Below are 25679 nucleotides of genomic sequence, written 5' to 3'. Positions count from 1 at the left end.
GACAATTAACACACACAGATTGATCCGCTGCGGACCTGAAACTACTAATTGTTGCTGCTCGAAATATTAAGATGATAGCCAGATGAAGGTTTTCAATCAATCAGGTCTGAGCTTTTCGTGAATTGGATGTCATTTCCGTAATGTATCCCAGCGCGATCGAGGCCAGAATACAGGCCGTAAACAGGTACAGCCCCCACGCAGTTTCTATGGTGGCATAGGAGATGCCCTTGGCCAGCGTGATGTAAAGCGCGATCAGAAAGATGTCGGCCATCGCCAGTTTGCCCATGATATTCAGCGCGGGTTGAACGCGGGCGTCCAGCAGGTCCCATTGTACCAGCGCGGTGCCGATCGTCTTGATATAGGGCGCGAACAAGGCAAAGACGGTGACGATCAGCGCGAGGAAGATGTCAGATTTCCACAGGGATTGCAGGCCGGTGATCACGCTGATCTCGCTGAGGCCGAAGATCGGCAGAAGCCCCGCGCGCATCAGTGGGGCGAACCACGCGATGGGGTAGAGGATCAGCAGCGAGATGGTGGCGAGGCGAAGGGTCATTGGCAAGTCCAGATTGAGCATCTGAATATCTATGGGGCAGAAAAACAGGCTGCAAGTTATTCGTCGTCCCTACAAATGACGATTCAAGTGCTTACGATACATCTGTGCTTGGAATATGCACCACCAAGACTTTGGAATGGCGGATCCCAGACAGGGACCAGCTAACGCACCGCCTCAATCGGCCCCTCGGCACTGCCGCTGATGAACTGCTCCACATAGGGATCACCCGAGGCATCCATCTGCCCAACGGGACCAGTCCATTGGATGACGCCTCCGTGCAGCATGGCGACGTTGTCGGCAATCGCGCGGACAGAGCTCATGTCGTGGGTGATGGTCATCGCGGTGGCGCCCATCTCGGTCACGATCTCGCGGATCAGGTCGTTGATGACGCCGGACATGATCGGGTCCAGACCTGTGGTGGGCTCGTCGAAGAAAATGATCTCGGGCTCGGCGGCGATGGCGCGGGCAAGGCCCACACGTTTTTGCATCCCGCCGGACAGCTCAGACGGGAACCGGTCGGCCACGTCGGACTTCAGACCAACGCGGCGCAGTTTCTCAATCGCAATCTCGCGCGCATATTCCGGTGGACGCTTCAACGGGCCGCGCAGCAGGCGGAAGGCCACGTTTTGCCAGACAGGGAGCGAGTCAAACAACGCCGCGCCCTGAAACAGCATCCCAAACCGCGCCAGAAACGCATCTCTGTCACCCTTGGTCGCGTCCTTGTCGTCTACATAGATCATGCCGCTGTCGGGTTTGATCAAGCCAAGAATACATTTCAGCGCCACGGACTTGCCGGTGCCGGACCCGCCGATGATGACCATCGAGGTGCCCTTGGGAATCTCAAGGCTCATGCCGTGCAGAACCTGATTGGAGCCAAAGGCTTTGTGTACATTGTCCATCCTGATCATACCGAGAAGAACACCCCTGTCAGAATGAAGTTTGCGGCCAGAATCATGATTGCGGCGGATTCGACCGAGGATTTGGTCGCCCGACCGACACCTTGCGCGCCGCGTCCTGAATTCATGCCGTAGTAGCAGCCCATGATCGCTGCGATCAGGCCAAACGCCGCCCCTTTGACCAGCGACGAGACGATGTCGCGCGTTTCAAGGAAATTGACTGTGTTTTGCAGATAGGTGGCGGCGTTGAAGCCCAGATTCTCGGTCGCGACGACGTATCCCCCGGCGATGCCGATGATATCCCCGATGCCCACCAGCAGGGGCACGGTAATCAGCGCGGCCAAAACGCGGGGCGCTGTCAGGTATTTCATCGGGTGGGTCGACAGTGTCACCAACGCGTCAATCTGCTCGGTCACTTTCATGGTCGCGATCTCAGCCGCGATGGACGAGGTCACGCGGGCGGCGATCATCAGACCGACCAGAACCGGGCCAAGCTCGCGCACCATGCCAATCGCAACGATCTGCGGCACTACGGCCTCGGCGTTGAAACGTGCGCCGCCTGCATAGATCTGCAGCGCCAGCGCACCGCCGGTGAAGATGGCGGTCAGGCCAACAACCGGCAGAGACAGCCATCCGATATTCATAAGTGCCACGGCAAATTCGCGCGGGTAATAAGGTGGCCGGAATATGTGCGAGATCGCATCCACGGTAAACAGGGCCACCTTGCCAAAGGTCGCAAGCAGGGTCAGCACTGCGCGACCAAGACCGCCCAGCAAGTCCAGCGCGCTCATTCCACGTAGCCTCGGGAATATCGCGCGCCCAGCGATGTAAGAATTTCATATCCGATGGTGCCGGCGGCCTCGGCCAGATCATCGACGGTCTGGTGACCATTCAGGATGCGCAGACGCTCGGGGTCTTTGGGCAAATCGGTGACATCGACGGTAATCAGGTCCATCGAAATACGCCCAACGACGGGGCAGGGCTGACCACCTGAAAAGGCGTCGATCCCGCCGCCGATTGCCCTGTGCAGCCCATCTGCATAACCTGCGGCGACGGTTGCAATGCGCGACGGTCGCCGGGCTGTCCAGGTGTTGCCATAGCCGACCGTCTCTCCGACCGCCAGTTCGCGTACCTGTATGACCGGCAAGTCTACGGTCACCACCGGTTTCGCGTCAGCGAATGGCAACCCGCCGTACAGACCGATACCCGGACGGCAAAAGTCGAAATGGAATTCGGGGCCAAGCAGCGTTCCCCCAGTGGCCGCCAGCGAGCGCGGCGCGGAAATTCCATCAGTCATCTCGCGGAAGGTGCGCAATTGCTGCTGGTTCATGGGATGGTCAGGCTCGTCCGAGCATGCCAGATGCGACATGACAACAACCGGTTTCAGGGGTTCAACCCTGGGGCGCAGTTCCGCCCAGTCCGCCGGTTCAAGGCCAAGACGGTTCATGCCGCTGTCCAGTTGAATTCCGAACGCCTGATCGGGCAGGGCTTCGACGTGGCGCTGGAACTGTTCGGGCGAGTTGATCAAGGGTGTCAGGTCATGATCGCGCAACAGGTCGGTGTCGCCTTCCATATGGCCCGAGAACACGCCGATCATTGGCACAGGCCCGACCGCCTGCCGGACGGCGGCCCCTTCTTCCGCTGCTGCCACAAAGAACTTACGCACGCCTTCCTCGGCCAGCGTTGCCGAAACAGGCTCTGCCCCAAGGCCATAAGCGTCGGCCTTGACCACTGCGCCGGTCTCGACATTGGTTTTCGCGTCGAGCGCCTGCCAGTTGCTGGCCAGCGCATGAAGATTGATCGTCAAACGTGCGGTACTCATGGCTCTGTTCATGACATTGGATCGCGGCAGGTCAAGGGGGTACGCGCCGATAATTACCTCGATTGACCGGAACGTGGGCGGCATGCGGCCTGTATTTTGAAGTAGGCGCACCAATTTGCCGGTCGTGTTTTCATTTTTACGGGTGCCCTATTGTGTTTAACCTGTGATCAACAGCCGTCTGCCCGGGGAATCGTTCACCTGGGTTGTGGCCACAGGAAAGAGAGCGAACATGATTGAATTCACGTCGGGATACGCTGGTTTCGAGGCGCAAATACCATCGTTTTATGGGGAGGTTTTTACCGCCTCCGAAGGGGCCGCCGAAGGTCAGGCTCTGACGTCGCTGGTACAGGACTTAATGGCGACACGCGACGACGATCTGCGCTGCTATCTGGCACGCGATGGTGACGTTCTTTTGGGATGCATTTTGTTTTCGCGCCTGTTTTACGATGAAGACCCGCGCAACGTCGTTTTGATGTCGCCGGTCGCTGTCAAAACCGATCGCCAGAAAGCGGGGATCGGGCAGAAGTTGATCCGTTTTGCGCTGGACGACCTGAAAGGGCAAGGCGTTGATTTCGCGATAACTTACGGTGATCCCGCTTACTACGGTAAAACAGGTTTCAAGCCGATGACTGAAGATTTTGCCCGGCCGCCCCAAAAGCTGAGCCAACCGAAGGGATGGATTGGGCAGTCGCTGGCCGGGGGCGATGCGGCCCCTCTCTCGGGTCCGTCGCGCTGCGTTCCCGCATTTGACAAACCCGAGCTGTGGTAGGTCAGTAGCCCTCGATCTGGCCGTCCTGCTGCCAGGGTTTGACCAGATTTCCGAAACGGGTGAACTGCGCCTCAAACGACAGTTCGACGGTACCGATGGGACCATGTCGCTGCTTGCCGACAATGACTTCGGCCTTGCCGTGCAGTCGCTCCATCGCCTGTTTCCATTCTTCCATCTTTTCCAGCTCGTGATCGCCGGGCTTTTCGCGTTCTTTGTAGTATTCCTCGCGGAACACGAACATCACCACGTCGGCGTCCTGTTCGATCGATCCCGATTCCCGCAGGTCTGACAGTTGCGGGCGCTTGTCGTCGCGGCTTTCCACCTGACGCGAGAGCTGAGACAGCGCGATGACCGGGATGTTCAGTTCCTTGGCGATGGCCTTCATGCCCATCGAAATCTCGGCAATCTCGTTGACGCGGTTGTCGGACATACCCCGGCAGAGCTGCAAATAGTCGATCACCAAAAGGTCCAGCCCATGCGTCCGTTTCAACCGACGCGCGCGCGCCGCAAGTTGTGAGATCGGCAGGGCCGGGGTGTCGTCGATGAACAGCGGGCAGGCTTCCAATTCTTTCGCGGCATCCACGAAACGGCGGAATTCGGATTCCGTCATGTCGCCCTGACGGATTTTGTGGCTGGAAATCTCGGACGCTTCGGCCAGAACCCGGCCCGCCAACTGCTCGGCGCTCATTTCGAGCGAGAAGAACCCGACCACGCCGCCGTCAACCGCCCCTTCGGATCCGTCGGATTTGGTGCCGCGTTTGTAGGCCTTGGCCACGTTGAACGCCACATTGGTCGCCAGCGAGGTTTTCCCCATCGACGGACGCCCGGCCAGAATGATCAGGTCGGACGGATGCAACCCGCCAAGCTGTTTGTCCAAATCGGCCAGACCGGTGGAAATCCCCGCCATGCCACCGCCGCGCTGGTACGCTTCGTTGGTGACGTTGACGGCTTCTGTGACCGCCTTAAGGAAGGATTGAAATCCCTGTTCGGTCTGGCCCTGCTCGGATAACTGATAAAGCTGTTGCTCGGCCTCGACGATTTGTTCTTTCGGTTCGCTGGACACATCAACCCGCGCCGCCTTGTCCGAGATGTCACGGCCCAGCCGGATCAACTCGCGCCGGATGGCGAGGTCATAGATCATCTGGGCATAGTCATGCACCGCGAACGCACTGATCGAGGCACCGGCCAGTTTGACCAGATAGGCCGGACCACCCAGCTCCTTCAGGCCTTCATCCTCGGCCATGAAGGATTTCAGCGTCACGGGCGAGGCCAGCGCATTCTTGGCGATGCGATTGGCCGCGACTTCGTAGATGCGGGCATGAACCGGGTCATAGAAATGCTCGGCCCCGATGATCGAGGCCACCCGGTCATACAGGTCATTATTCGTCAGGATCGCGCCAAGAAGCTGCTGCTCGGCCTCGATGGAATGCGGCATGGTTTCGGCGTTCTGAATCTGCGCCGCTGCCTGCTCGATACTGCTTATCTCGTTCATTTTGTCCCCGCTGCCCGTGCGACAGTTCTAATCAATCCGGCACCGACAGGGCCATCTGTAAATCTCTGAAGATAAGTCGCGTATAACTCTGCTTCAGCTTGGGATAAGTTTGGACAACTTTGCCAAAGAACATCGCGCGGCGCAACATTTAGTGCGACGCCATGTTCACGGCACTAGATGCAAGTGCTCTGGGGGCGATTCTGTGGCGAGTTACCCCCAGCTTATACACAGGTGGTTTTTTAGCTCTTGTGGGCTTCCTGCCATCCACGCGGGTCATTCAGGAAAGCCTCGACCCCATCAAGTGTCTCTGCATCAAAGGCTTTCTGCGCCTTGGCCTCGGCCAAAACATCCCACCAGGTGCACAGGTGGTGCAGTTGCACGCCGTGGTCGCCCAGCGTCTTTTCCGTCTCGGGGAAGATGCCGTAGTAGAAGATCACCGCCGTATGCCCGCAGGTCGCGCCGGTGTCGCGGATCGCATCCACAAAGGACAGCTTTGATCCGCCATCGGTGGTCAGGTCCTCGACCAGCAGCACGCGCTCGCCCTCGCTCATCGCGCCCTCGATGCGCGCGTTGCGGCCGTACCCTTTGGGCTTTTTGCGCACATAGGTCATCGGCAGGGCCATGCGTTCAGCAACCATTGCGGCGAAGGGGATGCCTGCGGTCTCGCCACCAGCGATGTTGTCGAACGCCTCGAACCCCGCGTCGCGCATCACTGTCACGGTCAGGAAATCCATGAGGGTCGAGCGGATGCGCGGATATGAGATCAGCTTGCGGCAGTCGATATAGGTCGGGCTGGGCAGGCCCGAGGCCAGCGTGAACGGTTCACGCGAATTGAAGTGGACGGCCTTGATCTCCAGCAGCATCCGCGCGGTCAGGCGGGCGATTTCGGTGCTGTCGGGGTACGAGCTGGGGATCATGGTGCAAACCTCTGGGCTGAAAACAGGTTGCGGGCTGATAACGCGCCGCACCCCCCAGAGTCGAGAGGCCAGCCAAAAGAAAAGCGGACCCCGCAGAAGCGAGGCCCGCCATGGTCCAAAGCGGACCCGAGCGCCAAGGTGGGCTTAGCTGCTCATGTCGTAGGCTCGTTCGCCGTGTACCGACAGGTCGAGGCCATTTGTTTCGGTCTCGGCGTCTACGCGAAGCGGTGTGATCAGCGCAACCACCTTGATCAGGACAAAGGTGACAACTGCGGTAAAGACACCCACGATGACCAGCCCGCCCAATTGTGCGGTCCACGCGCCAAGGCCGAATACGGCGATCATGATCGTGCCAAAGATGCCGCCGACGCCGTGCACGGCAAAGACATCCAGCGTGTCGTCGATTTTCAGAATGTTGCGGATGACGTTGACGGCCTCTTGGCAGAGTACGCCTGCGACCGCGCCAATGATCAGCGCCTGCACCGGATCGACATAGCCCGAAGCCGGGGTGATCGAGGCCAGACCCGCAATCGTACCGGTCACCAGACCAACCATCGAGGCTTTGCCATACTTGATCCGCTCGTACAGCGCCCATGTAAGTGAGGCGGTCGCGGCCGAGATATGCGTCACGGTCATCGCCATCGCAGCACCGCCGTCAGCGGCCAGTTGCGACCCGCCGTTGAAGCCGAACCAGCCAACCCACAGCATCGCGGCACCAACCATCACAAATCCGGGGTTGTGCGGCGGAGTGGTGCGATTCAGGCGGGGACCAAGCACAACAGCAATGATCAGCGCAGCCAGACCCGCAGTTTCATGCACCACGATGCCACCCGCAAAGTCGCGCACGCCGACCTCACCCAGAATTCCGCCATCGGTCAGGATGCCGCCACCCCAGATCCAATGTACCACAGGCGCATAGCACAGCAGCATCCACAGGCCCGAGAAGATCATAACGAAGCCAAAGCCCACACGTTCCACATAGGCACCGACGATCAGCGCGGGTGTGATGATGGCGAAGGTCATCTGGAAAGCAAAAAAGAGGACTTCCGGCAGGGTTCCCGACAGGCTGTCGGCGTCGACGCCGTTCAGAAAGGCTTTGCCCAGACCGCCCCAAAGCCCTGATCCGCCGTCGCCGAACGCGATCGAGTAGCCCGCGACGAGCCAAAGAATGCTCATCAGGCACGCAATGCTGAAACAGTGCATGAAGACACTCAGCACGTTGCGGGCGCGCACGAGGCCACCATAGAACAGGGCCAGTCCCGGAAGTGTCATGAAAAGGACCAGTGCCGTTGCAACTATGATCCAGGCGGTATCGGCTCCATTCATCAGCCGCTCTCCTCTTAAACTCGCGTGGCGGGCTTTGAAGCGGAGGGGAGGTGAGGAAAAAAGAGGCAGACAGCAAAAATCGTGCTTAAATTTGGGGCTTTTGCACAAGTGCTGACTAAATGTGCATACAAAATAGAAGTTTGACTAAAAAATAGTCGATTTAGGAAATTGCCTTGGATAGCAGCTCAAGCGCGTGATCCCGCGCCGCCAAACGCACTTCGGCGCGACCCAGTGCGCCGAATTCGACGGTTTCGACAAAGGTGGGTTGTCCCTCCAAGGCGACTCCGAAACATACGCGTCCTTCTGGTTTGTGCTCGGAACCGCCGGGGCCAGCGATGCCGGTGATTGAGACGGCTAGTTTCGCCTCTGAGTGCTGCAATGCGCCTTCGGCCATTTCGCGGGCGACTTGTTCCGAGACTGCGCCATGAGCCTCCAACGTCTCGGCCCGAACGCCCAGCATCTGCCGCTTGGCGGTATTGGTGTAGGTGACGAAGCCGCGCTCGACCACGGCGGAACTGCCGGGGATATCAGTCAGAGCAGCGGCCACCATACCTCCGGTACAGCTTTCGGCGGTGGCGATCATCAGCCCTTGCGCCTTGGCGCGGTCGAGCAGGTCAGCCACGTTCATAGCCCCAGAACCCCATGCGCAAGCCCGGCCAGCAGCAACACGCCAATGGCCGCGAAGACCCCGGCGATGACGTCATCCAGCATCACGCCCATCGCATCCCCCTTGCGGTCTGCCCATCCAACGGGGCCGGGTTTAGTGATGTCGAACAGGCGAAACAGCAAAAACCCAGCAATCCAGCCGGGCCAGAGCGCCGTGATCTCGATCCCATGTGCCCAAGACGGATAGGAAACCGCCCAGAGCGCGATGAACTGCCCGGCAACCTCGTCGATGACAATTTCGGACGGGTCGTGATCGTCCTGTCCCTGTGTCATGACGCGGGTCGCCCAGAGGCCGCCGAAGAAGGCTGCAATCGTGGCGATCACCAGCAAGGGAAAGCCACCAAGCGTATGCAGGACCCACGCCATGGGCAGGGCGGCAAGCGACCCCCACGTGCCCGGCGCGGGGCGCAGATAGCCTACACCGCAGACCGTTCCGACCAGACGCGCAACATTCATGATTTCACCAGACACGCAGTGGCAAGCGAGGCGATCCCCTCACTTCGGCCCGTAAAGCCCAGCCGTTCCGACGTGGTCGCCTTGACCGAGACCTGATCGGCGCGAAGGCCCATGATCCGCGCCATTTCCACGCGCATCGCTTCGGCGTGGGGGCCAATCTTGGGGTATTCGCAGACCAAGGTGCAATCCACATTCGAGATCGCGTAGCCCATCGTCTCGGCCAGTTGAACCGCGTGACGCAGGAAAATTTCACTGGCGGCACCCTTCCATTGCGGGTCCGAGGGCGGAAAGTGCTGGCCAATGTCGCCCTGCGCCAGCGCGCCGTAGATCGCGTCAGTAACGGCGTGCATTCCGACATCCGCATCCGAGTGCCCCTGAAGGCCGCGATCATGCGGCACTTTCACACCGCACAGGATCACATGATCCCCGTCGCCAAACCGATGCACATCATATCCGTTGCCCAGTCTTACATCCATATCCGTTCCCAATATGCGTTCCGCCCGGGCAAAATCCTCGGGCCGTGTTATTTTCAGATTGTCCGCATTACCCGGAACTATCGCCACGTCCAAACCCGCTGCGCGCGCGACCTCGACATCGTCTGCCGCGCCTCCGGGGTGGGTCGCGTGGGCTGAGACGATCGCGTCGTAGTGAAAGCCCTGAGGCGTTTGCGCGGCGAACAGCCCGGTGCGGTCCTGAGTTCCCGTTACAACGCGCCCATCACCGGTCCAAAGCGCATCCGTGACGGCAAGTCCCGGAGCGGCCGCGGGGGATGCCTCCAGCGCCGAGAGAACACTTTGAATAAGCCCGGTGGTCACGCAAGGACGCGCCACATCGTGGATCAGAACGTGTTTGATGTCCAAATTGGCCAGCGCGTCCAATCCGTTGCGCACGGACGCCGCTCTGTCTTGCCCACCTGCCGCGAGGATCAGGTTCGTTCCTTCAAATTCGCTCCAGGCGGATTGATCGTCCTCGGACAGTACAAGAACAATGTGATCGACCTGACCTTTAAAACGGTCAATCGTCCAATCCGCGACCCGTCGTCCTGCGAGAGGCTGCCATTGTTTCGGAGTACCCCCGCCCGCGCGCGTTCCGCGTCCTGCGGCGACGATAATGGCAGCGGTGATCATGGGGCGTTCCCTTTGGTGATTTGTGAGCAATGTTTAGGGCGCGGTGAATGGAGAGGCAATCACCTGCGTAAGTGCGCCCAAAAAATAGGCACATGATGATTTTCCGGGCTTTTCGCCGCCCGATTTGTTGTTCATATACGCTCAATTCGGTATCAAAGCCCCAACTGCCCAAGGATTAAGCACGTTGACACTGCAGCTCGCTGAAAAAGACATTAACCCGCCGGTTATGCTGGCTCCGATGGCTGGAATCACGGACCGCCCGTTTCGTGATTTGGTGATGCGCTTCGGCGCGGGGATGGTCGTCAGCGAGATGGTTGCCAGCCAGGAAATGGTTCAGGCAAAACCCGGTGTGCGCGAGCGTGCCGAGTTGTCAGCGGACGTTGAAAACACTGCGGTGCAACTGGCCGGGCGTGAAGCGCATTGGATGGCCGAGGCCGCGCGGCAGGTCGCAGATCGGGGTGCGCGGGTCATCGACATCAACATGGGATGCCCCGCGAAAAAGGTAACAAACGGCTATTCAGGCTCGGCACTATTGAAGACACCAGACCATGCCCTGAAACTGATCGAGGCAGTGGTGGGCGCTGTGGACGTGCCGGTTACGCTGAAAACCCGACTTGGGTGGGACGATAATTTGCTGAATGCGCCGGACGTTGCGCGGCGGGCGCAGGATGCGGGTATCCGAATGGTTACAATCCACGGGCGAACCCGGTGCCAGTTCTACAAGGGTCACGCAGATTGGGCCGCGATCCGGGCGGTAAAAGATGCGGTTTCAATTCCGGTGATAGCGAACGGTGACATCGTGGATTCAACCTCTGCTCGGACTGCAATGGCTGAGTCGGGCGCAGATGGCTTCATGGTCGGGCGAGGCGCGCAGGGCAGACCGTGGGTTCTGGCCCAGATTTGCGCCGACCTCTATGGAACGGCTGCTCCGGTCATTCCTACAGAGGAGGAACTGACCGAACTGGTGCGGAGGCACTATCAGTCCATGCTTGAGTTTTATGGCGAGGATCTGGGCTTGCGGGTCGCTCGAAAGCATCTGGGTTGGTACATGGACGAGGTAGGCACACCCTCGGCGCTGCGCCGTGCCGTTCTTACATCTCGGGATACGAACGAAGTGCTGCGTCTGTTGGGTGACGCTTTGAACAGCAGTGCGGAGGTCGCAGCATGACTTCGGACCAAAGTATCTGGGCCTCGCTGCCTGTCCCGGCCTTCATAATTGATGCGGATGACAGGATTACCGATGTAAATTCGGCGGGCGAAGGGTTTTTGAACGCTTCGCGTAAATCCGTCATCGGGAACCCCGTCTGGGATCAGATTGCCGTCGACGCCCCGCTGGAAGAAGCCTTTCTTCGCGCGCGTCAGCAGAGCACGCCGTTGTTTGTAAATGACGTTGATGTTGGCTCGGGCAGTCGCGCGCCTCTGCAATGTGCGCTGCAAATCGCGCCTTTGGTCGGGCATTCGGGGTCCATGATCATGATCATCTCGCCACGAGAATTGGCGGGTCGGATGACACGGGGGAACACGGTCAAATCCGCGGCGCAATCTGCGATCGGCATGGCGGAAATGCTGGCCCATGAGATCAAGAACCCTTTGGCTGGGATCACCGGCGCTGCGCAGTTACTCAGCATGAATATATCGCAGCAAGACCTTGAACTAACTGACTTAATTGTCGCCGAGAGCCGCCGGATCGTGAAGCTGTTGGAGCAGGTCGAACAGTTTGGCAACCTGTCGCAGCCCGATTTCAGACCGGTTAATATTCACGATGTTCTAGACCGCGCACGGCGTTCGGCGCTTTTGGGTTTCGGCGCGCATATGAAAATCGTCGAGGACTACGACCCCTCGCTGCCTTTGGCCTATGGCGACCCTGATCAGTTTTTGCAGGTGATCCTAAATTTGTTGAAAAACGCTTCGGAAGCGGCCGATCCCAAAGGGGGAACAATCCGGCTGCGGACGTATTTCGAGCATTCGTTCAGACTGCGCCGCAGCGACGGGTCAGGACATTCGCTGCCGCTGCAGGTCGAGATCATCGACGACGGGCCGGGCCTGCCTGACAAGATTCGCAGCGACATCTTTGACCCGTTCGTTTCGGGAAAGGAAAACGGTACCGGCCTTGGGCTGGCACTGGTGAGCAAAATCATCTCGGACCATGACGGATGGATTTCCGCCGACTCGGTTCCGGGTCGAACGGTGTTTCGCATCTCGCTTAGGCGGGCGCCGCGCGACGCAACTTGAGACAACAAATGCCGATAAGAGCAAAATAAGGAGAGCACCCGATGGATGGAACAGTATTGGTCGCAGATGACGACCGCACGATCCGCACCGTTCTGACTCAGGCCCTGACGCGGGCCGGGTGCAAGGTGCACGCGACATCTTCGCTGACGACGCTGATGAGGTGGGTCGGTGAAGGCAAGGGTGACGTGGTGATCTCGGACGTGGTCATGCCGGACGGGAACGGGTTGGAGATGCTGCCCAAGATTGCGCAGGATCGACCCGGTTTGCCGGTGATCGTCATTTCGGCGCAGAACACAATCATGACGGCGATTCAGGCGGCCGAAGCGGATGCCTATGACTACTTGCCCAAGCCGTTTGACCTGCCGGATTTGATGAAGCGAACCGCGCGGGCGCTGGAGCAGAAACAGCGCGTTCAGACCGAAGTGGTTGAACCCACGGACGATCGCCCCGAAGAACTGCCTCTGGTTGGGCGCACACCGGTCATGCAAGCCTTGTATCGGCTGGTAGCGCGGGTGATGAATACCGATCTGTCCGTCATGATCTCGGGTGAAAGTGGTACGGGTAAGTCGCTGATTGCAAGGGCTATTCATGACTTTTCGGATCGTCGCACATTGCCGTTTGTCACCGCCACCGCTGCGGACCTTCGCGATCTGGAAGGCCCGGCGCGCGTCATGGCGCGTGTGCGCGGCGGCACGCTACTGATCGATGAAATCGCGGATATCGAGGACGAATTGCAGGCGCGGATCGTTCGCATGATGGATACGCCGGGCGACCACGTGCCCCGGTTCATGGCCACCAGCCAGTCGGACCTGACCGAAGCGATGGAGAGCGGGCGCGTGCGCCAGGATCTGTATTACCGGCTTTGCGGCGCGACAATCCACGTTCCGGCGCTGCGCGAACGGGTGGATGACATTACTTTGCTGGCCGACCACTTCCTTGCACGAGAGGAGCGTGAGCATGGCGCCAAACGTTGGCTCAGCCCGGATGCGGTTGAGTTGGTGCGCCGGTACTCATGGCCGGGCAATGTGAGGCAGCTTGAAAATGCGATCCGCCGTCTGAGCCTGACCAGCCGCGCAGACGAGATTTCCAAGGCCGAGGTCGAAATGGTTTTGGGTAGTCAGCCCGAAGCGGAGCCGGTTCTGGGTGACGGTGAACGCGAAAAACTGTCCGCGTCCGTGGCCCGTCATCTGCGTCGTTATTTTGATCTGCACGGCAACTTGTTGCCACCTCCGGGTCTGTACCAGCGGATTTTGCGCGAGGTCGAAGGCCCCTTGATCGAGCTTGCATTGGATGCAACTGGCGGAAATCAGGCGAAATGTGCCGATCTTCTGGGCATTAATAGGAACACGCTGCGCAAAAAGATTACAGATCTCGATATTCAGGTGACACGACGCCGCAAACTGATGTAATATCGCCACACAAAGCGTGGCATCCGGGTACACATCCGGCAACGACCACGAAATATGGCGGTAAGCCGCGCGAGCGGCACATCAGGGTGAGGGCAGACGGTGGCAACCCGAGCACAGAGCGGGCTGATCCTATCGATCAATCGGTGGAGGAAATCCCGAAAGCTGCGCAATTTTAGCACCTTGGGCCTGGTTTTGCTGGGTCCAGTGCTGGCTTTGGCCACATACCTTGTCATTGGCCCATTTAATCTGGGCACGACTGCACCGACATTGCGCCTGATCCTGCTGGCCGACCTGGTTTACGTTCTGGTGGTCGCGGCCTTGGTTTTGAGTCAGCTCGGCAGCCTGATCGCTGCGCGCCGGGCGAAATCTGCGGGCTCTCGGCTTCACCTGCGTCTGATAGGTGCTTTCACTCTGTTGGCTCTGGTTCCCACTGTGACGGTCGCGATTTTTGCGGGCCTTACTGTGAATATCGGTCTTGAAGGGTGGTTCTCGGATCGTGTTCGTCAGGTTGTCGGTTCATCTCTGACGGCGGCCGAGGCTTATGAGCAGGAACACCGCGAGGGGCTTACGCAAGACGCGACCGTACTGGCGCGTTTCTTGGACACGGCGCGCGCGCGTGACTACTATATCTCGGACGCCGAGCTACGTTCGGTTCTGGCGCAAGGGCAATCGCAAATCCAACGTGGTTTACGCGAAGCCTATGTCATTGATGGCAGTGGCGAAATCAAATCGCGCGGTGATCGGTCTTACCTGTTCAATTTTGAACCTCCAACGCCCGAGCAGATGATCGAAGCGACGGATAGTGGCCTTTTGATCATTGCAGACTGGCAGAATAGTGAATTCCGGGCATTGGTGCCTTTGCAAGCCTATCTGGACCGATACCTCTACGTCAGCCGTGAGGTGGATGGGCAACTTCTTACGCTTCTCGACGATACGAAGGAAACTGCACAGTTCTACCAGCAACTCGAAAGCGAGAGGGGCAGGGTGCTGTTTGAGTTTGGCCTGCTGTATCTGGGGTTCGCAGTGATTCTGATTCTTGCGGCAATGTCTCTGGGGATGTGGTTCGCGGAGCGTTTGTCGCGTCCCGTCGGGCGATTGACCACGGCGGCTCAGCGGGTCGGAGCCGGGGACTTGAGCGTTCAGGTCATCGAAGAAGCAAGCGATGATGAAATCGCCATGCTGGGTCGATACTTCAACCAGATGACCAGACAACTGAAAGGGCAGCGCGACACTCTGCTTGAGAATACACGTCAGATTGAACGCCGCCGCCGTCTGTTCGATTCGGTGCTCAGTTCGGTGACATCCGGCGTCGTGGGCGTGGATTCAGAGGGCTGCGTGACATTTGTGAACCGGTCGGCGGAACGCCTATTGGACTGGTCGCGCGGGGAAGAACACCTGGCAATCGGCATTGCGGTGCCTGAGTTCCTGCCTCTGTTCGAGAGCCTGAAGGAAAGCGGTCAGGAGGCCGTGCAAGGCGAAATCAAAGTGACCCGCAAAGGCAGGTTGGAAAATCTGTTGGTCCGCATGGCGACTCGGCGTGGCGAAGACGGCGGTCTTGAAGGGTACGTGGTGGCCTTTGATGACGTGACCGATTTGGTCAGCGCGCAGCGTATGGCGGCTTGGGGCGACGTGGCGCGGCGCATTGCCCATGAGATCAAGAACCCGCTGACCCCCATTCAACTAAGCGCCGAGCGGATAAAGCGAAAGTTCTCACGCAAATTGGATGAGGAAGATTGCGATAGCCTTGTATCCATGACGGACGTGATCGTGCGTCAGACCAATGACCTACGGCGAATTGTGGACGAGTTCTCGAAGTTCGCGCGTATGCCGGAACCCGACCGGCATGAAGAAAACGTCATAGAATTGGTGCGCGAGGCTGTCTTGCTGCAACAATCAGGTCAGCCAGATGTGCAGATTGATGCGACTTTGCCAGACCATCCGGTTCTGGCGGATGTTGATGCGACAATGCTGAATCAGGCTCTGACGAACCTGATCAAGAATGCCGGAGAAGCGATTGGAACCTTGAAACAAAAGGGTGCTCCGGAAAACCTGAAACCACAGATAAAAGTGGATATATCCTGTGATGACGCTGGGACGGTCATCACGATTGCAGATAACGGAATAGGGTTGCCCGAAGACAGGGCGCGGCTTTTTGAGCCATACGTAACCACACGCGACGAAGGGACAGGATTGGGATTGCCCATCGTCAAGAAGATCATCGAAGAACATGGCGGTGCGCTGACTTTGGAAGATGCACCGGTATTTGACGGACAGGACCATTTTGGCGCGATGGCCGTGATCCGTTTGCCGGGGGGCAAATTCTCCCAGACGGCGGCGCTACAGAAGCAGGCAATCAATATAAACAAACTGAAAGCAGGCCAAAGATGAGTGACATTCTGATCGTAGATGACGAACGCGATATTCGCGAGCTGGTGTCCGACATTCTGGAGGACGAAGGCTATTCAACCCGGCTGGCTGCCAACTCGGACGAGTGCATGGCGGCAATCAATTCGGAACCGCCGGGGCTTTTGATCCTGGATATCTGGCTAAAGGACAGCCGAATGGATGGGATCGACATCCTCACGGCCGTAAAGCGCGACAACCCGGATGTTCCGGTGGTCATCATCTCGGGCCACGGTAATATCGAAATCGCGGTGGCGGCGATCAAGCAGGGGGCATACGACTTTATCGAAAAGCCCTTTAACATAGACCAGTTGATGGTGGTGATCCGTCGCGCGATGGAGACCTCGCGCCTGCGTCGCGAAAATGCTTCGCTCAAGCGCAAGGAGGTCACGGATTCCGATATGATCGGCAAGTCCGCGGCCTTCCGTTCGATGCAGAGCCAGCTTGACAAGGTCACCAAGTCGAATGGTCGTGTGATGCTGAGCGGCCCTGCAGGGGCAGGCAAGGAAATCGCGGCTCGGTATATTCACGCGCATTCAAACCGTGCAAATGCGCCGTTCGTGACCGTTAACTGCGCGGGTATTGAACCTGAGCGCGTTGAGGAGGTTCTGTTCGGGCGTGAATCCTCGGAACGCGGTGTTGAGTCTGGGTTGTTGGAAGAAGCTCATGGCGGGGTGATTTATTTCGATGAAGTCGCGGACATGCCGCTGGGTACTCAGTCCAAGATCCTGCGGGTACTGGTCGATCAGCAATTCCAGCGTGTTGGCGGGTCTGACAAGGTTCGGGTCGATCTGCGCGTAATCTCGTCGACAAACAAGGATCTTGATGCAGAGATCGCGGCGGAACGGTTCCGCGAGGAGCTGTATCACCGTTTGAACGTCGTGCCGATTGACGTCCCTTCGCTTGAAGACCGGCGCGAGGATATACCGGTTCTGGCACAGCACTTCATAGAAATGTGCAACGAATCCCAAGGGTTGCCAGTGCGCGAGATTTCGGAAGAAGCGGTTGCCCTGCTGCAGACCATGACTTGGCCCGGCAACGTGCGCCAGTTAAAGAACCTGATCGAACGCGTATTGATCCTTGGCGACGGCACTGGGCCGATCGAAGCAAAGGAATTGCCTGCCGAAGACGAAAAGGCGGACGATTCCGGTCGTGTCGTTTTGTCTGGTACCTTGGCAACCCTGCCATTGCGCGAAGCGCGAGAGGCGTTCGAGCGTGAATACCTGCTGACGCAAATCAACCGCTTCGGCGGCAATATCAGCCGAACAGCCAGCTTTGTCGGTATGGAACGCAGCGCGCTGCACCGTAAGTTGAAATCGCTGGGTGTCGTGACGTCGAACAAGTCGGGCGCTCGGGTTGCTCAGTTGGACGAACCTGAACCGGCGGAATAAACCGCCGGTAGGTCACCCCGCCTGACCCGGTGTGATGATCTGGAAAGAGCCGTTGTCGAACTTTACAAAACACGACTCGGTGCTGAGCGGCGGCAATTTTGTCGTCGGCTGTGCCGGAACGCGTGATTTCACGTTCTGTTTGCAGGGCGGCAAACTTATCGGACGATACCCTTTTTTCGCCATGCATTGCGCCTCGACCGTGTTGCGCAGCCCTTGGTTGACGTCCACGGTATAGACCTGCCCGGGTTGCCACCATCCCGGTGAGCGATAACACCGCCCGTCTCCGTGGCAGTAGGTCCGCCCGGGCCAGTATGTCGGGGGGGATTGACGTACCTGGTTGGCCACAGGCGCGTCCTTGAGCGCCTGAACGCGGCACTCGGTGGTTTCTGTTTGCATGCGCGAGACACTTTCGCCTTCGCGGTAATACAGCGACAGAGGACCGCACGAGCTGAGGAACATAATAGGAATAATCAAGCGAAGTACTGTTTTCATACGCTTATCTTGCCTTGACTGAACATGTATGACAAATCAATTGACCGCTTTGGGGGCATCTGTCATTCAAAGATTTCAGGCAGAAGGGCCAAAAACATGAAGGTCATCATATGCGGTGCCGGTCAGGTTGGCTGGCAGATTGCACGGCACCTTTCGGGCGAATTGAATGACGTTACGGTGGTGGATAACAATCCAGACCTCGTGCGGCGCGCCACGGAAACGCTGGACGTTCAGGGGATCGCCGGGTTTGCCAGCTACCCCGACGTGCTAGAGCGTGCAGGCGCGCGTGACGCTGAGATGATCATTGCCGCGACGCATTCTGACGAAGTGAACATGGTCACTTGCCAGATGGCGCATTCGGTATTCTCGATTCAGCGGAAGATCGCGCGGCTGCGGTCAAAGTCCTACCTCGAGGCAATCCATTCGGACCTGTATCGTCGGGATCACCTTCCAATCGACGTGGTGATCAGCCCAGAGAGAGAAGTTGCGGCAGCGGCCATGCGCCGTCTGTCTGCCCCATCTGCCTTTGATACTGAAATGTTCATGGACGGGCAGGCGCAGCTTTTGGGGATTCGCATCGACGAAGACTGTCCGATCGTGAATACTCCTTTGCGGCAACTGACCGACCTGTTTTCCACCCTGAGTTCGGTTGTTGTTGGCGTTCGTCGCGAGGGTACGCTGTTTGCCCCCGAATCCGAAGACCAGCTATTTGTTGGGGATGAATGTTACGTCTTTGCCAGCGTCCAGGACGTGGACCGCACGATGGAAGTGTTTGGAAAGGCGCAAAAGAAACAGGATCGCGTAGTTATCGTCGGCGGCGGGAATGTTGGGCTCGAGGTTGCCCGCACGCTGGAAGAACGCGAAAGCCGCGTTCGTGCAAAAATCATCGAGCGCGATCGCCGCTGCGCGGAACTCGCGGCCGAGGCGCTGGAACGCACAATCGTTCTGAACGGCGACGGGTTGGATGCTGCGTTGCTGCGCGAGGCCGGGATCGAACGTGCCGATGCGATGCTGGCCGTCACAGATGACGACCGTGCCAATATGTTGGCCGCCGTTCGCGCCAAGGCCGAAGGCTGTGCGTTGGCGATTGCCTTGATCAATGATCCCAGCATGGTTGCCCTGATGGGACCACTGGGCATTGACGCCTATATCAACCCGCGTGCGACCACTGTCAGCTCGATCCTGCGCCACATTCGCCACGGGCGTGTGCGGCAAGTCTATTCCATCGGCGATGCCGAGGCCGAAGTGATCGAGGCCGAAGTTCTGTCCACCTCTCCGATGGCGGGTCAGAAACTGCGCGACATTGATTTTCCCGAAGGTGTTCTGGTTGGTGCAATCCGCAAAGGGGATGAGCTGTTTCGACCGAGCGGCAGCTTGCGGATCGAGGAAAAGGATGTGGTCGCGATTTTTGCCATGGCCAAGGACGTCCCCGAGGTCGAACGTTTGCTGCAGGTTTCGATTGATTTCTTCTGATGGAGCGGGCTCGGGCACAGAAGATCGGGTTGGTGCGGCGATTGCCGCTGTTCCTTCTCATCTGGGGTATTGCCGCATTGTCGATGTGGATACCCGCGATCTACGCACTGGCGCTGGATGACCACGATACATCGCGGTCCTTTTTCTATTCGGGGCTTTTGGGGCTGTTCGTCGTCGCAAGTATTGCGCTGGCGTCGTCCAACCGAGTTCCCCGTCGCGGGACTCTGGGGCAACTGGCCGTTTTGCTGGCCTGTTTCACGGTGCTACCGATATTTCTTGCCATTCCGCTACACGACGCGCTTGGGAATACGACATTCCTGAACGCCTATTTCGATATGGTTAGCGCGATGACCACGACCGGTGCCGATATATTTCCCAACCCTGATCGTTTGACGCCCTCGCTGCATTTGTGGCGTGCGCAAGTGGGATGGATGGGCGGTCTTTTGATGTGGATTTCTGCCGCCGCTATTCTGGCACCTTTGTCGCTTGGTGGGTTCGAGGTCACCGCACGCGGGCAGCCGGGTCGCCCGGTTTCTGGTGTCGCGCAGAGCGAAAAAGTGGACCCGCGCGGTCGCTTGATCCGAGTCACACGGACACTGACGCCGGTCTACGCAGGTTTGACCGCAGTGATCTGGCTGCTGTTGCTGATTGCAGGCGAGCAAGGGCTGACCGCGATTTGTCATGCCATGTCCACGATGGCGACCTCGGGTATCTCGCCTGTCGGCGGCCTTGAAGGGGCGCAGGCCGGTGTGACAGGAGAAGCAATCCTGTTTCTTTTCCTTTTCTTCGCGCTGTCTCGTCTTACGTTTTCGACCGATACGGCCATGACGGGATATTCACGACTGGATAAAGATCCTGAATTTCGGATCGGTCTGTTGATTGTCGGTTCCGTTGCGATCCTGTTGTTCTTTCGTGTTTGGGCTGGCGTCAACGAAATCGGTAACACGATGGAGCCGCTACAGGCGTTGAGTGTCATTTGGGGTATGACCTTTACGGCGCTGTCTTTTCTGACCACAGCCGGATTTGAAAGCGCCAATTGGAATGATGCGCAGCAGTTGTCTGGCCTTGGCACGCCCGGATTGATCCTCATGGGGCTGGCGTTGATCGGCGGCGGCGTCGCAACCACGGCAGGAGGGGTCAAACTATTGCGGGTATTTGCCCTGTACCTCAATGGCGCGCGCGAGATTGACCGGCTGATCTACCCGTCCTCGGTCAGCGGGGTTGGCGGTGGCAACAGGCGCATCCAAAGCGATGGCGCCTTTATTGCCTGGATCTTCCTGATGATGTTTGCGTTGACCGCAGCGGCGTTCAATTTGCTGCTGGCAGCGACAGGGGCCGGGTTTGAGCAGGCTATGGTTCTGACCGTTGCAGCGCTCAGCACGACTGGCCCGTTGATTGAACTGGCCACCGATGTTCCGTTGCGATTGGTCGATTTGTCAGCAGGCGCAAAGCTGACGATGTGTGCTGCAATGGTAATTGGCAGGCTGGAAACCCTGGCGATTATTGCTTTGATTACACCGGCGCTCTGGCGGGGCTGAGAATCCACACCCGCAGAATGTCTTATTTTTCATCTGGAAACTCGGTTAACGACACTCCATACTCTGCCGGAGGGAGCGCGTTGGTCCGCAGCGCGTAGCAAGAACAATGGCGAGATTATAAAAATATGGCTTCGGACAGACAGAATCTGCAGGACGCGTTCCTGAATAATGTAAGAAAAGCAAAAGTCCCGGTCACGATATTCCTGATCAACGGTGTGAAATTGCAAGGTGTAATCACTTGGTTCGATAATTTCTGCGTCTTGTTGCGCCGCGACGGACAGTCGCAGTTGGTCTACAAGCACGCGATTTCGACCATCATGCCGTCGCAGCCGATCAGCCTGTATGAGGGCGAAGACGCCTCTTGATGGAACACGATAGGACGCGCACCCGCGCTTGGGTGCTGCATCCGGAAATCAAGTCAGATGAACAGCGCCGCGTCCCCGAACCGGCGCTGGAAGAAGCGGTGGCGCTGGCTGCCGCTTTGCCCGATCTTGACGTGATCGGATCGGAAATTGTGCGCCTGCAACGTGCCCAGCCCGGTTTGCTTTTCGGAAGTGGCAAGATTGAGGAACTGGCAGAGCGGCTGCACGACAACCAGATCGAACTGGTTCTGATCGACGGGCCGGTTACCCCCGTTCAGCAGCGCAACCTTGAAAAAGCCTGGAAGGTCAAAATCCTTGATCGGACGGGTCTGATCCTTGAGATTTTCAGTGACCGTGCGCGGACCCGCGAGGGTGTTCTGCAGGTCGAGATGGCGGCGCTCAGCTATCAGCGGACACGTCTGGTTCGGGCGTGGACCCACCTTGAACGGCAGCGGGGCGGGCTTGGATTTGTCGGTGGACCCGGCGAAACCCAGATCGAAGCTGACCGGCGCGCTATTGACGAACAGCTTGTACGCTTGCGGCGGCAGTTGCAGAAGGTGGTCAAGACGCGGACGCTGCACCGGGCCGCACGCGCCAAGGTGCCATATCCCATCGTTGCGCTGGTGGGGTACACGAACGCCGGGAAGTCAACGCTGTTCAACCGATTGACCGGGGCCGAAGTGATGGCCAAGGACATGTTGTTCGCCACCTTGGACCCGACCATGCGCCGGGTTGAACTGCCTGACGGCCCCGAGGTGATCCTGTCGGATACGGTGGGCTTTATCTCGAACCTGCCGACTGAGCTGGTCGCGGCCTTCCGTGCTACGCTGGAAGAAGTTTTGGGGGCGGACATCATTGTCCACGTCCGCGACATCAGCCACGACGAAAGCGATGAGCAAGCTCGGGATGTCGAAACGATCCTGACTTCGCTTGGGGTCGACGATGAGCGTCCGCGGCTTGAGGTCTGGAACAAGATCGATCTGCTGAGCGACGACGACCGCGAAGCCGCCATCGCGCGCACGGATCGCGATCCTGCGATCTTTGCGATTTCCGCGGTGACGGGTGAAGGGATAGAGCCACTATTGGCCGATATCGCGGTCAAGCTACAGGGCGTCCGGCACGAAACGACCTTGAAATTGGGTTTTGCCGAGGGCGACAAGCGCGCGTGGCTGTTCCGTCAGGATGTTGTCCAGTCTGAAAAGCAGGGGGACGATGGGTTCCAGATCACGGTTCTTTGGACCGACAAACAAGCCGCGCAGTTTGCGGCCCTCTAAGGATCAAGCGCCGTCGATCTGTCTTTGATAGTCTTCGGCGTCGAACCAACCAAGCGAAGATTGCACCTTGTTGTCCGTGGTCATTTCCCATTCTTCCCAACCGCGTGTGACAACGTGATTTCCGGTTCGGGCATGATGCCCTTCCAAGGTCCAGACAAAGATGGCGTGGGTTCCTGCCCATCTTAGCATGTCGCATCGTACTTCGAGGTCCGGGAAGTCGGCAAAGAAGCCCCGCGCCATGTCTGCAATTGCTGCGCGTCCGACGAAAGGCTCGCCGCGATTGATCTCAATTTTCCCGTCCGGTGCGAAAAAGCTGGCGACCGCTTCAGGATCGCCCGAGCTCCACGCGATCGCGTAGTCCCGCGCGAGGTTGTTCAACGTATCCCGAATACTGGCCATGAATACCCCCGGTTCAAATCGCTGACCCCTGGGATCGTAAGCCAAAACAAGGGTCTGCGTCCACGGAAGCGCAAAAAAGGGGCGGGGACTTGCCGAAAGATGGCCTCAGCGCGGCACCAAATTCGTCACACCGACAGCGGCTGCACGGGCCAGATCAAGGTCCAGCGACATCGGAATATACTCTCCACGCCGCCAGAGTTGCGCCTGATCGTCATAGTAGCGCGACAGGAAATGACCGGATTGACCAGTGGCCGTGATGAAGACCGAGCTGTCAGGGTCCGCGAAATCATAGACGCCCCGATAGCCCGCGCCGTGTACGTTCTGGAACGGGTCCGGGCCTTCGCCCGAAGTGCGCCCGCGCAGCAGGGTATTGTCGCCGCCGCTGGTGGATTGGCGGATATTGACGAAGAACCGCAGAACGGGGACCGAGCCCAGAACCGGGTGATCATGGGTGGCCTGATGCGCGTCGCCCCAGCGCAGAGATTCCAGCGATCCGCCATATTTCTCGGAAATCCAGATCAGCGCGTCATCCAACGCCATTCGAGCCATGTCTGTGCAGGTCTCGACCGGAGCGCTCTGACGCACGTCACACCAAACCGCCGCGCCGTCGATATCGCGGTAGACGCGTTCGATGAATAGCGGCTCGACATGTTTGTATTCGGCAGCCAGCGGGCCAAGCTCGTCCGAGATCAGACGGATTTGCAATGCGCGCAGCCAAGCGGCATAGATCAGCGGCTCGGGCAGGTGTTCGTTCATCTCGCCGTTCCACTCGGCCAGCAGACCCAGCGCGATCTGGCGCTGACGCTCGGGCGTGCCTTCGGGGGCCGAAGCGCCGGTGAACCAAAGGTCTGCGCCGATCAAGGGCAGCAGCGAGCGGGCGGTAAAGCTGACGGTGTCCAGTTGCGCCTCGATAAAACTGTCACGCGTGTGAACTTCGCGCGATTGCATAAGGCGTTCCCAGCGGTGAATGCGCTGCGTGTCACCCCATTCATATGAGACATGCTCGGGGAAGGGGCGGTCTATGACCTTATTGTTTGTATTGCCCAGAATGCCACCAGCCGGGGCCACAAATTCGGGGTTGTCCGCATAGGGAAGGCGACCCTGCCAGCGGTTTTCGGTCAGCCAACCGGGTGTCGGGATGCGCCCACGGCTTTGGTTGCGCAGGTCGCGCTTGGGCATGGCCCCGATCAGCTTCATGCCGATCGTGTCCTTGTCCACCAAGGACAGATTCTGAGACGGGGCGATGAACAGTTCGGCCGCGTCAATCGCCTGCGGCACGGTATCGGAATTCATCAAGGCCATCGACGCGGTCATCGACGTGTCCCGCGCACTCAGGGCGGTCCAGGACAGCGATGCGACGTGACCCGGCGGTGTGATGGTTCCCAGGTCGTAGTGGCTGCCGGGCAGAACCGGGCCGTTTTCCGTCCATCGCAGGGTCAGAGTGATGGGCGCCTCGTCCTTGATCTCGATGATCGAGGGGCGGTTGCGGAATGTCTTGTACCCGTCGGGGGTCAGGTATTCTTCGGGATTGTCGGGGTTGAGCTGTTCAATATGAACGTCCTGATCATCCAGATAGGACGAAGTCAGCCCCCATCCCAGACGATCGCTGCGCCCCGCCATGACCGAGGGGATGCCCGGAATCGTCGCGCCGATGACACCGCCTTTTTCCAGTTCCAGCCGGGCCAGATACCAAACTCCGGGGGCGGTGAACCCCAGATGCGGATCGTTGGCCAGCAGCGTCCCGCCAATGGCAGATCGTGATGGTGCGGCAGTCCAGGCGTTTGACGCACCGGCCAGCCCACGTTTTGGGAACGGCGAGAGCGGACTGCCGGGCATGGGCGATCCGGCGGCATATCGGGGCACGCCCGGGAACAGGGCGGCATATTCGGGCAGGGCCGCGATCCCGGCACCGGGTACATCGGGCAGGATATCCGCTAGCCGCGCCGGGTTGTTCAGCAAAAGCGAGGTGCGCGCCCTCAGCACCTCATCCTCAAGATGGCCCGACAACTGAAGGCTCATCAGCTTGATCACAGCGATGCTGTCACCGGGTTGCCAAGGGGAAACCGGCGCGTTGAACAGAAACATCTCGGGCGCGCCGCGCCCAAGCGCCATCTCATTGATCTCGTCCAGCCGCGCGTTAACCCCCGCAGCGTAAGCTCGCAGCGCGGCCTTGGTGTAGTCGTCCTGTACGTCGACCGAGCGATGGGCGAGGCCATAAAGGTCAAACCGACGCAGCAGTTTGTCGATTGAAACCGTGCGAGCGCCGAACACTTCGGACAGACGCCCCTGCGCGGTGCGTCGCAAGACGGTCATCTGCCAAAGCCGGTCCTGCGCATGTGCATACCCAAGCCCGAAGAAGACATCCGGGTCGGTCTCGCCCAGAATATGCGGCACATTGGCGGTATCGCGCACGATTTCCACGGGCGCAGTCAGTCCGCGCACCTCGACGGTCTGATTGTATTCGGGCAGGGATTGGCTGGCTAGAAAATAGACCAGAAGTACAGCGGCCACAGTAAGAAGAACGAGGCCCGTGGCAACGCGCACCAGCCAACGAAATACTAATCCCATCTGAGGCTCATTTTCTGATCTAGCTCCGTTTGGCGTCAGAGTAGTGGAAGCCCATCCCAACCGAAAGAGGAACGCCGGCAGAATGTGCATCTTTGCGCAACGTCGCAAAGAAAA

The 25679-nt window shown here is 58.8% G+C and carries 23 protein-coding genes; 10 read left to right on the top strand and 13 right to left on the bottom strand.

Features of this window, described 5'->3' with window-relative positions; translation table 11 throughout:
• Window positions 1-100: 100 nt before the first annotated feature.
• The 4 genes from ACR0B7_RS00855 to alr form a co-directional block, all read right to left on the bottom strand.
• A complete protein-coding gene (locus ACR0B7_RS00855; protein WP_170481635.1) occupies window positions 101-553 on the bottom strand; it encodes a paraquat-inducible protein A in 453 nt (150 codons plus the stop codon).
• Window positions 554-714: 161 nt separating this feature from the next.
• Window positions 715-1461, bottom strand: coding sequence for an ATP-binding cassette domain-containing protein (locus tag ACR0B7_RS00850; RefSeq protein WP_170481639.1), 747 nt, complete (start codon window positions 1459-1461; stop codon window positions 715-717).
• Window positions 1458-2240 (bottom strand): MlaE family ABC transporter permease, encoded by a 783-nt coding sequence (locus ACR0B7_RS00845; RefSeq protein ID WP_170383005.1) that lies wholly within the window; start codon window positions 2238-2240, stop codon window positions 1458-1460. The genes ACR0B7_RS00850 and ACR0B7_RS00845 overlap by 4 nt, the downstream gene beginning before the upstream one ends.
• Entirely contained in the window at window positions 2237-3271 is a 1035-nt protein-coding gene (gene alr, locus ACR0B7_RS00840; RefSeq protein WP_170481642.1) for an alanine racemase, read from the bottom strand. Before alr ends, ACR0B7_RS00845 begins: the two co-directional genes overlap by 4 nt.
• 229 nt (window positions 3272-3500) lie before the next feature.
• On the opposite strand from alr, the gene ACR0B7_RS00835 reads away from it, so the two are divergent.
• Entirely contained in the window at window positions 3501-4040 is a 540-nt protein-coding gene (locus ACR0B7_RS00835; protein WP_170481645.1) for a GNAT family N-acetyltransferase, read from the top strand.
• A gap of 1 nt (window position 4041) precedes the next feature.
• Here the strand turns inward: ACR0B7_RS00835 and ACR0B7_RS00830 are convergent, their stop codons facing one another.
• The 6 genes from ACR0B7_RS00830 to ACR0B7_RS00805 all read right to left on the bottom strand — a co-directional run bounded on the left by ACR0B7_RS00830 (window position 4042) and on the right by ACR0B7_RS00805 (window position 10024).
• On the bottom strand, window positions 4042-5532 hold the full coding sequence (locus tag ACR0B7_RS00830) for a replicative DNA helicase (RefSeq protein ID WP_170383012.1): 1491 nt from the start codon (window positions 5530-5532) through the stop codon (window positions 4042-4044).
• Window positions 5533-5771: 239 nt separating this feature from the next.
• Window positions 5772-6449, bottom strand: coding sequence for an orotate phosphoribosyltransferase (locus tag ACR0B7_RS00825; RefSeq protein WP_170481649.1), 678 nt, complete (start codon window positions 6447-6449; stop codon window positions 5772-5774).
• Between the two features lie 144 nt (window positions 6450-6593).
• Window positions 6594-7775, bottom strand: a complete 1182-nt coding sequence (locus ACR0B7_RS00820; RefSeq protein WP_170413489.1) for an ammonium transporter — start codon at window positions 7773-7775, stop codon at window positions 6594-6596.
• A 160-nt stretch (window positions 7776-7935) separates the two neighbouring features.
• Window positions 7936-8403 (bottom strand): CinA family protein, encoded by a 468-nt coding sequence (locus tag ACR0B7_RS00815; protein ID WP_170481652.1) that lies wholly within the window; start codon window positions 8401-8403, stop codon window positions 7936-7938.
• Entirely contained in the window at window positions 8400-8897 is a 498-nt protein-coding gene (locus ACR0B7_RS00810) for a phosphatidylglycerophosphatase A family protein (RefSeq protein WP_170481656.1), read from the bottom strand. Before ACR0B7_RS00810 ends, ACR0B7_RS00815 begins: the two co-directional genes overlap by 4 nt.
• Entirely contained in the window at window positions 8894-10024 is a 1131-nt protein-coding gene (locus tag ACR0B7_RS00805) for a bifunctional 2-C-methyl-D-erythritol 4-phosphate cytidylyltransferase/2-C-methyl-D-erythritol 2,4-cyclodiphosphate synthase (protein WP_170569589.1), read from the bottom strand. The genes ACR0B7_RS00810 and ACR0B7_RS00805 overlap by 4 nt, the downstream gene beginning before the upstream one ends.
• A 184-nt stretch (window positions 10025-10208) precedes the next feature.
• On the opposite strand from ACR0B7_RS00805, the gene dusB reads away from it, so the two are divergent.
• The 5 genes from dusB to ntrX all read left to right on the top strand — a co-directional run bounded on the left by dusB (window position 10209) and on the right by ntrX (window position 17459).
• The gene (gene dusB / locus ACR0B7_RS00800; RefSeq protein ID WP_480680738.1) at window positions 10209-11192 is read left to right on the top strand and encodes a tRNA dihydrouridine synthase DusB; all 984 of its coding nucleotides are present in this window, start codon (window positions 10209-10211) and stop codon (window positions 11190-11192) included.
• Window positions 11189-12256 (top strand): ATP-binding protein, encoded by a 1068-nt coding sequence (locus ACR0B7_RS00795; protein ID WP_170383022.1) that lies wholly within the window; start codon window positions 11189-11191, stop codon window positions 12254-12256. The genes dusB and ACR0B7_RS00795 overlap by 4 nt, the downstream gene beginning before the upstream one ends.
• A gap of 41 nt (window positions 12257-12297) precedes the next feature.
• Window positions 12298-13665 carry a sigma-54-dependent transcriptional regulator gene (locus ACR0B7_RS00790; protein WP_170481662.1) on the top strand — a complete coding sequence of 456 codons (1368 nt, stop codon included), beginning with the start codon at window positions 12298-12300 and terminating at the stop codon, window positions 13663-13665.
• Window positions 13666-13764: 99 nt separating this feature from the next.
• Window positions 13765-16053 (top strand): sensor histidine kinase, encoded by a 2289-nt coding sequence (locus ACR0B7_RS00785; RefSeq protein ID WP_170481665.1) that lies wholly within the window; start codon window positions 13765-13767, stop codon window positions 16051-16053.
• Complete coding sequence (gene ntrX / locus ACR0B7_RS00780) at window positions 16050-17459, top strand: nitrogen assimilation response regulator NtrX (RefSeq protein WP_170576613.1); 1410 nt, start codon at window positions 16050-16052, stop codon at window positions 17457-17459. Before ACR0B7_RS00785 ends, ntrX begins: the two co-directional genes overlap by 4 nt.
• A 12-nt stretch (window positions 17460-17471) precedes the next feature.
• On the opposite strand, the gene ACR0B7_RS00775 is transcribed toward ntrX, so the two are convergent.
• On the bottom strand, window positions 17472-17951 hold the full coding sequence (locus ACR0B7_RS00775) for a hypothetical protein (protein ID WP_170383031.1): 480 nt from the start codon (window positions 17949-17951) through the stop codon (window positions 17472-17474).
• A 96-nt stretch (window positions 17952-18047) separates the two neighbouring features.
• On the opposite strand from ACR0B7_RS00775, the gene trkA reads away from it, so the two are divergent.
• From trkA to hflX, 4 genes are all read left to right on the top strand, one after another.
• Complete coding sequence (trkA, locus tag ACR0B7_RS00770; protein WP_170383033.1) at window positions 18048-19424, top strand: Trk system potassium transporter TrkA; 1377 nt, start codon at window positions 18048-18050, stop codon at window positions 19422-19424.
• Window positions 19424-20962 (top strand): TrkH family potassium uptake protein, encoded by a 1539-nt coding sequence (locus ACR0B7_RS00765; RefSeq protein ID WP_170481672.1) that lies wholly within the window; start codon window positions 19424-19426, stop codon window positions 20960-20962. The genes trkA and ACR0B7_RS00765 overlap by 1 nt, the downstream gene beginning before the upstream one ends.
• A 125-nt stretch (window positions 20963-21087) precedes the next feature.
• Window positions 21088-21327, top strand: coding sequence for an RNA chaperone Hfq (gene hfq, locus ACR0B7_RS00760; protein ID WP_010440340.1), 240 nt, complete (start codon window positions 21088-21090; stop codon window positions 21325-21327).
• Entirely contained in the window at window positions 21327-22598 is a 1272-nt protein-coding gene (gene hflX, locus ACR0B7_RS00755) for a GTPase HflX (protein WP_170481675.1), read from the top strand. Before hfq ends, hflX begins: the two co-directional genes overlap by 1 nt.
• Before the next feature lie 3 nt (window positions 22599-22601).
• On the opposite strand, the gene ACR0B7_RS00750 is transcribed toward hflX, so the two are convergent.
• Window positions 22602-22997, bottom strand: coding sequence for a nuclear transport factor 2 family protein (locus ACR0B7_RS00750; protein WP_170481678.1), 396 nt, complete (start codon window positions 22995-22997; stop codon window positions 22602-22604).
• Window positions 22998-23102: 105 nt separating this feature from the next.
• Window positions 23103-25565, bottom strand: a complete 2463-nt coding sequence (locus ACR0B7_RS00745) for a penicillin acylase family protein (RefSeq protein ID WP_170481681.1) — start codon at window positions 25563-25565, stop codon at window positions 23103-23105.
• Between the last annotated feature and the right edge of the window lie 114 nt (window positions 25566-25679).

It is taken from the genome of Ruegeria sp. BB6, from assembly GCF_056539385.1.
This window is presented reverse-complemented; position numbering and strand designations above follow the sequence as displayed.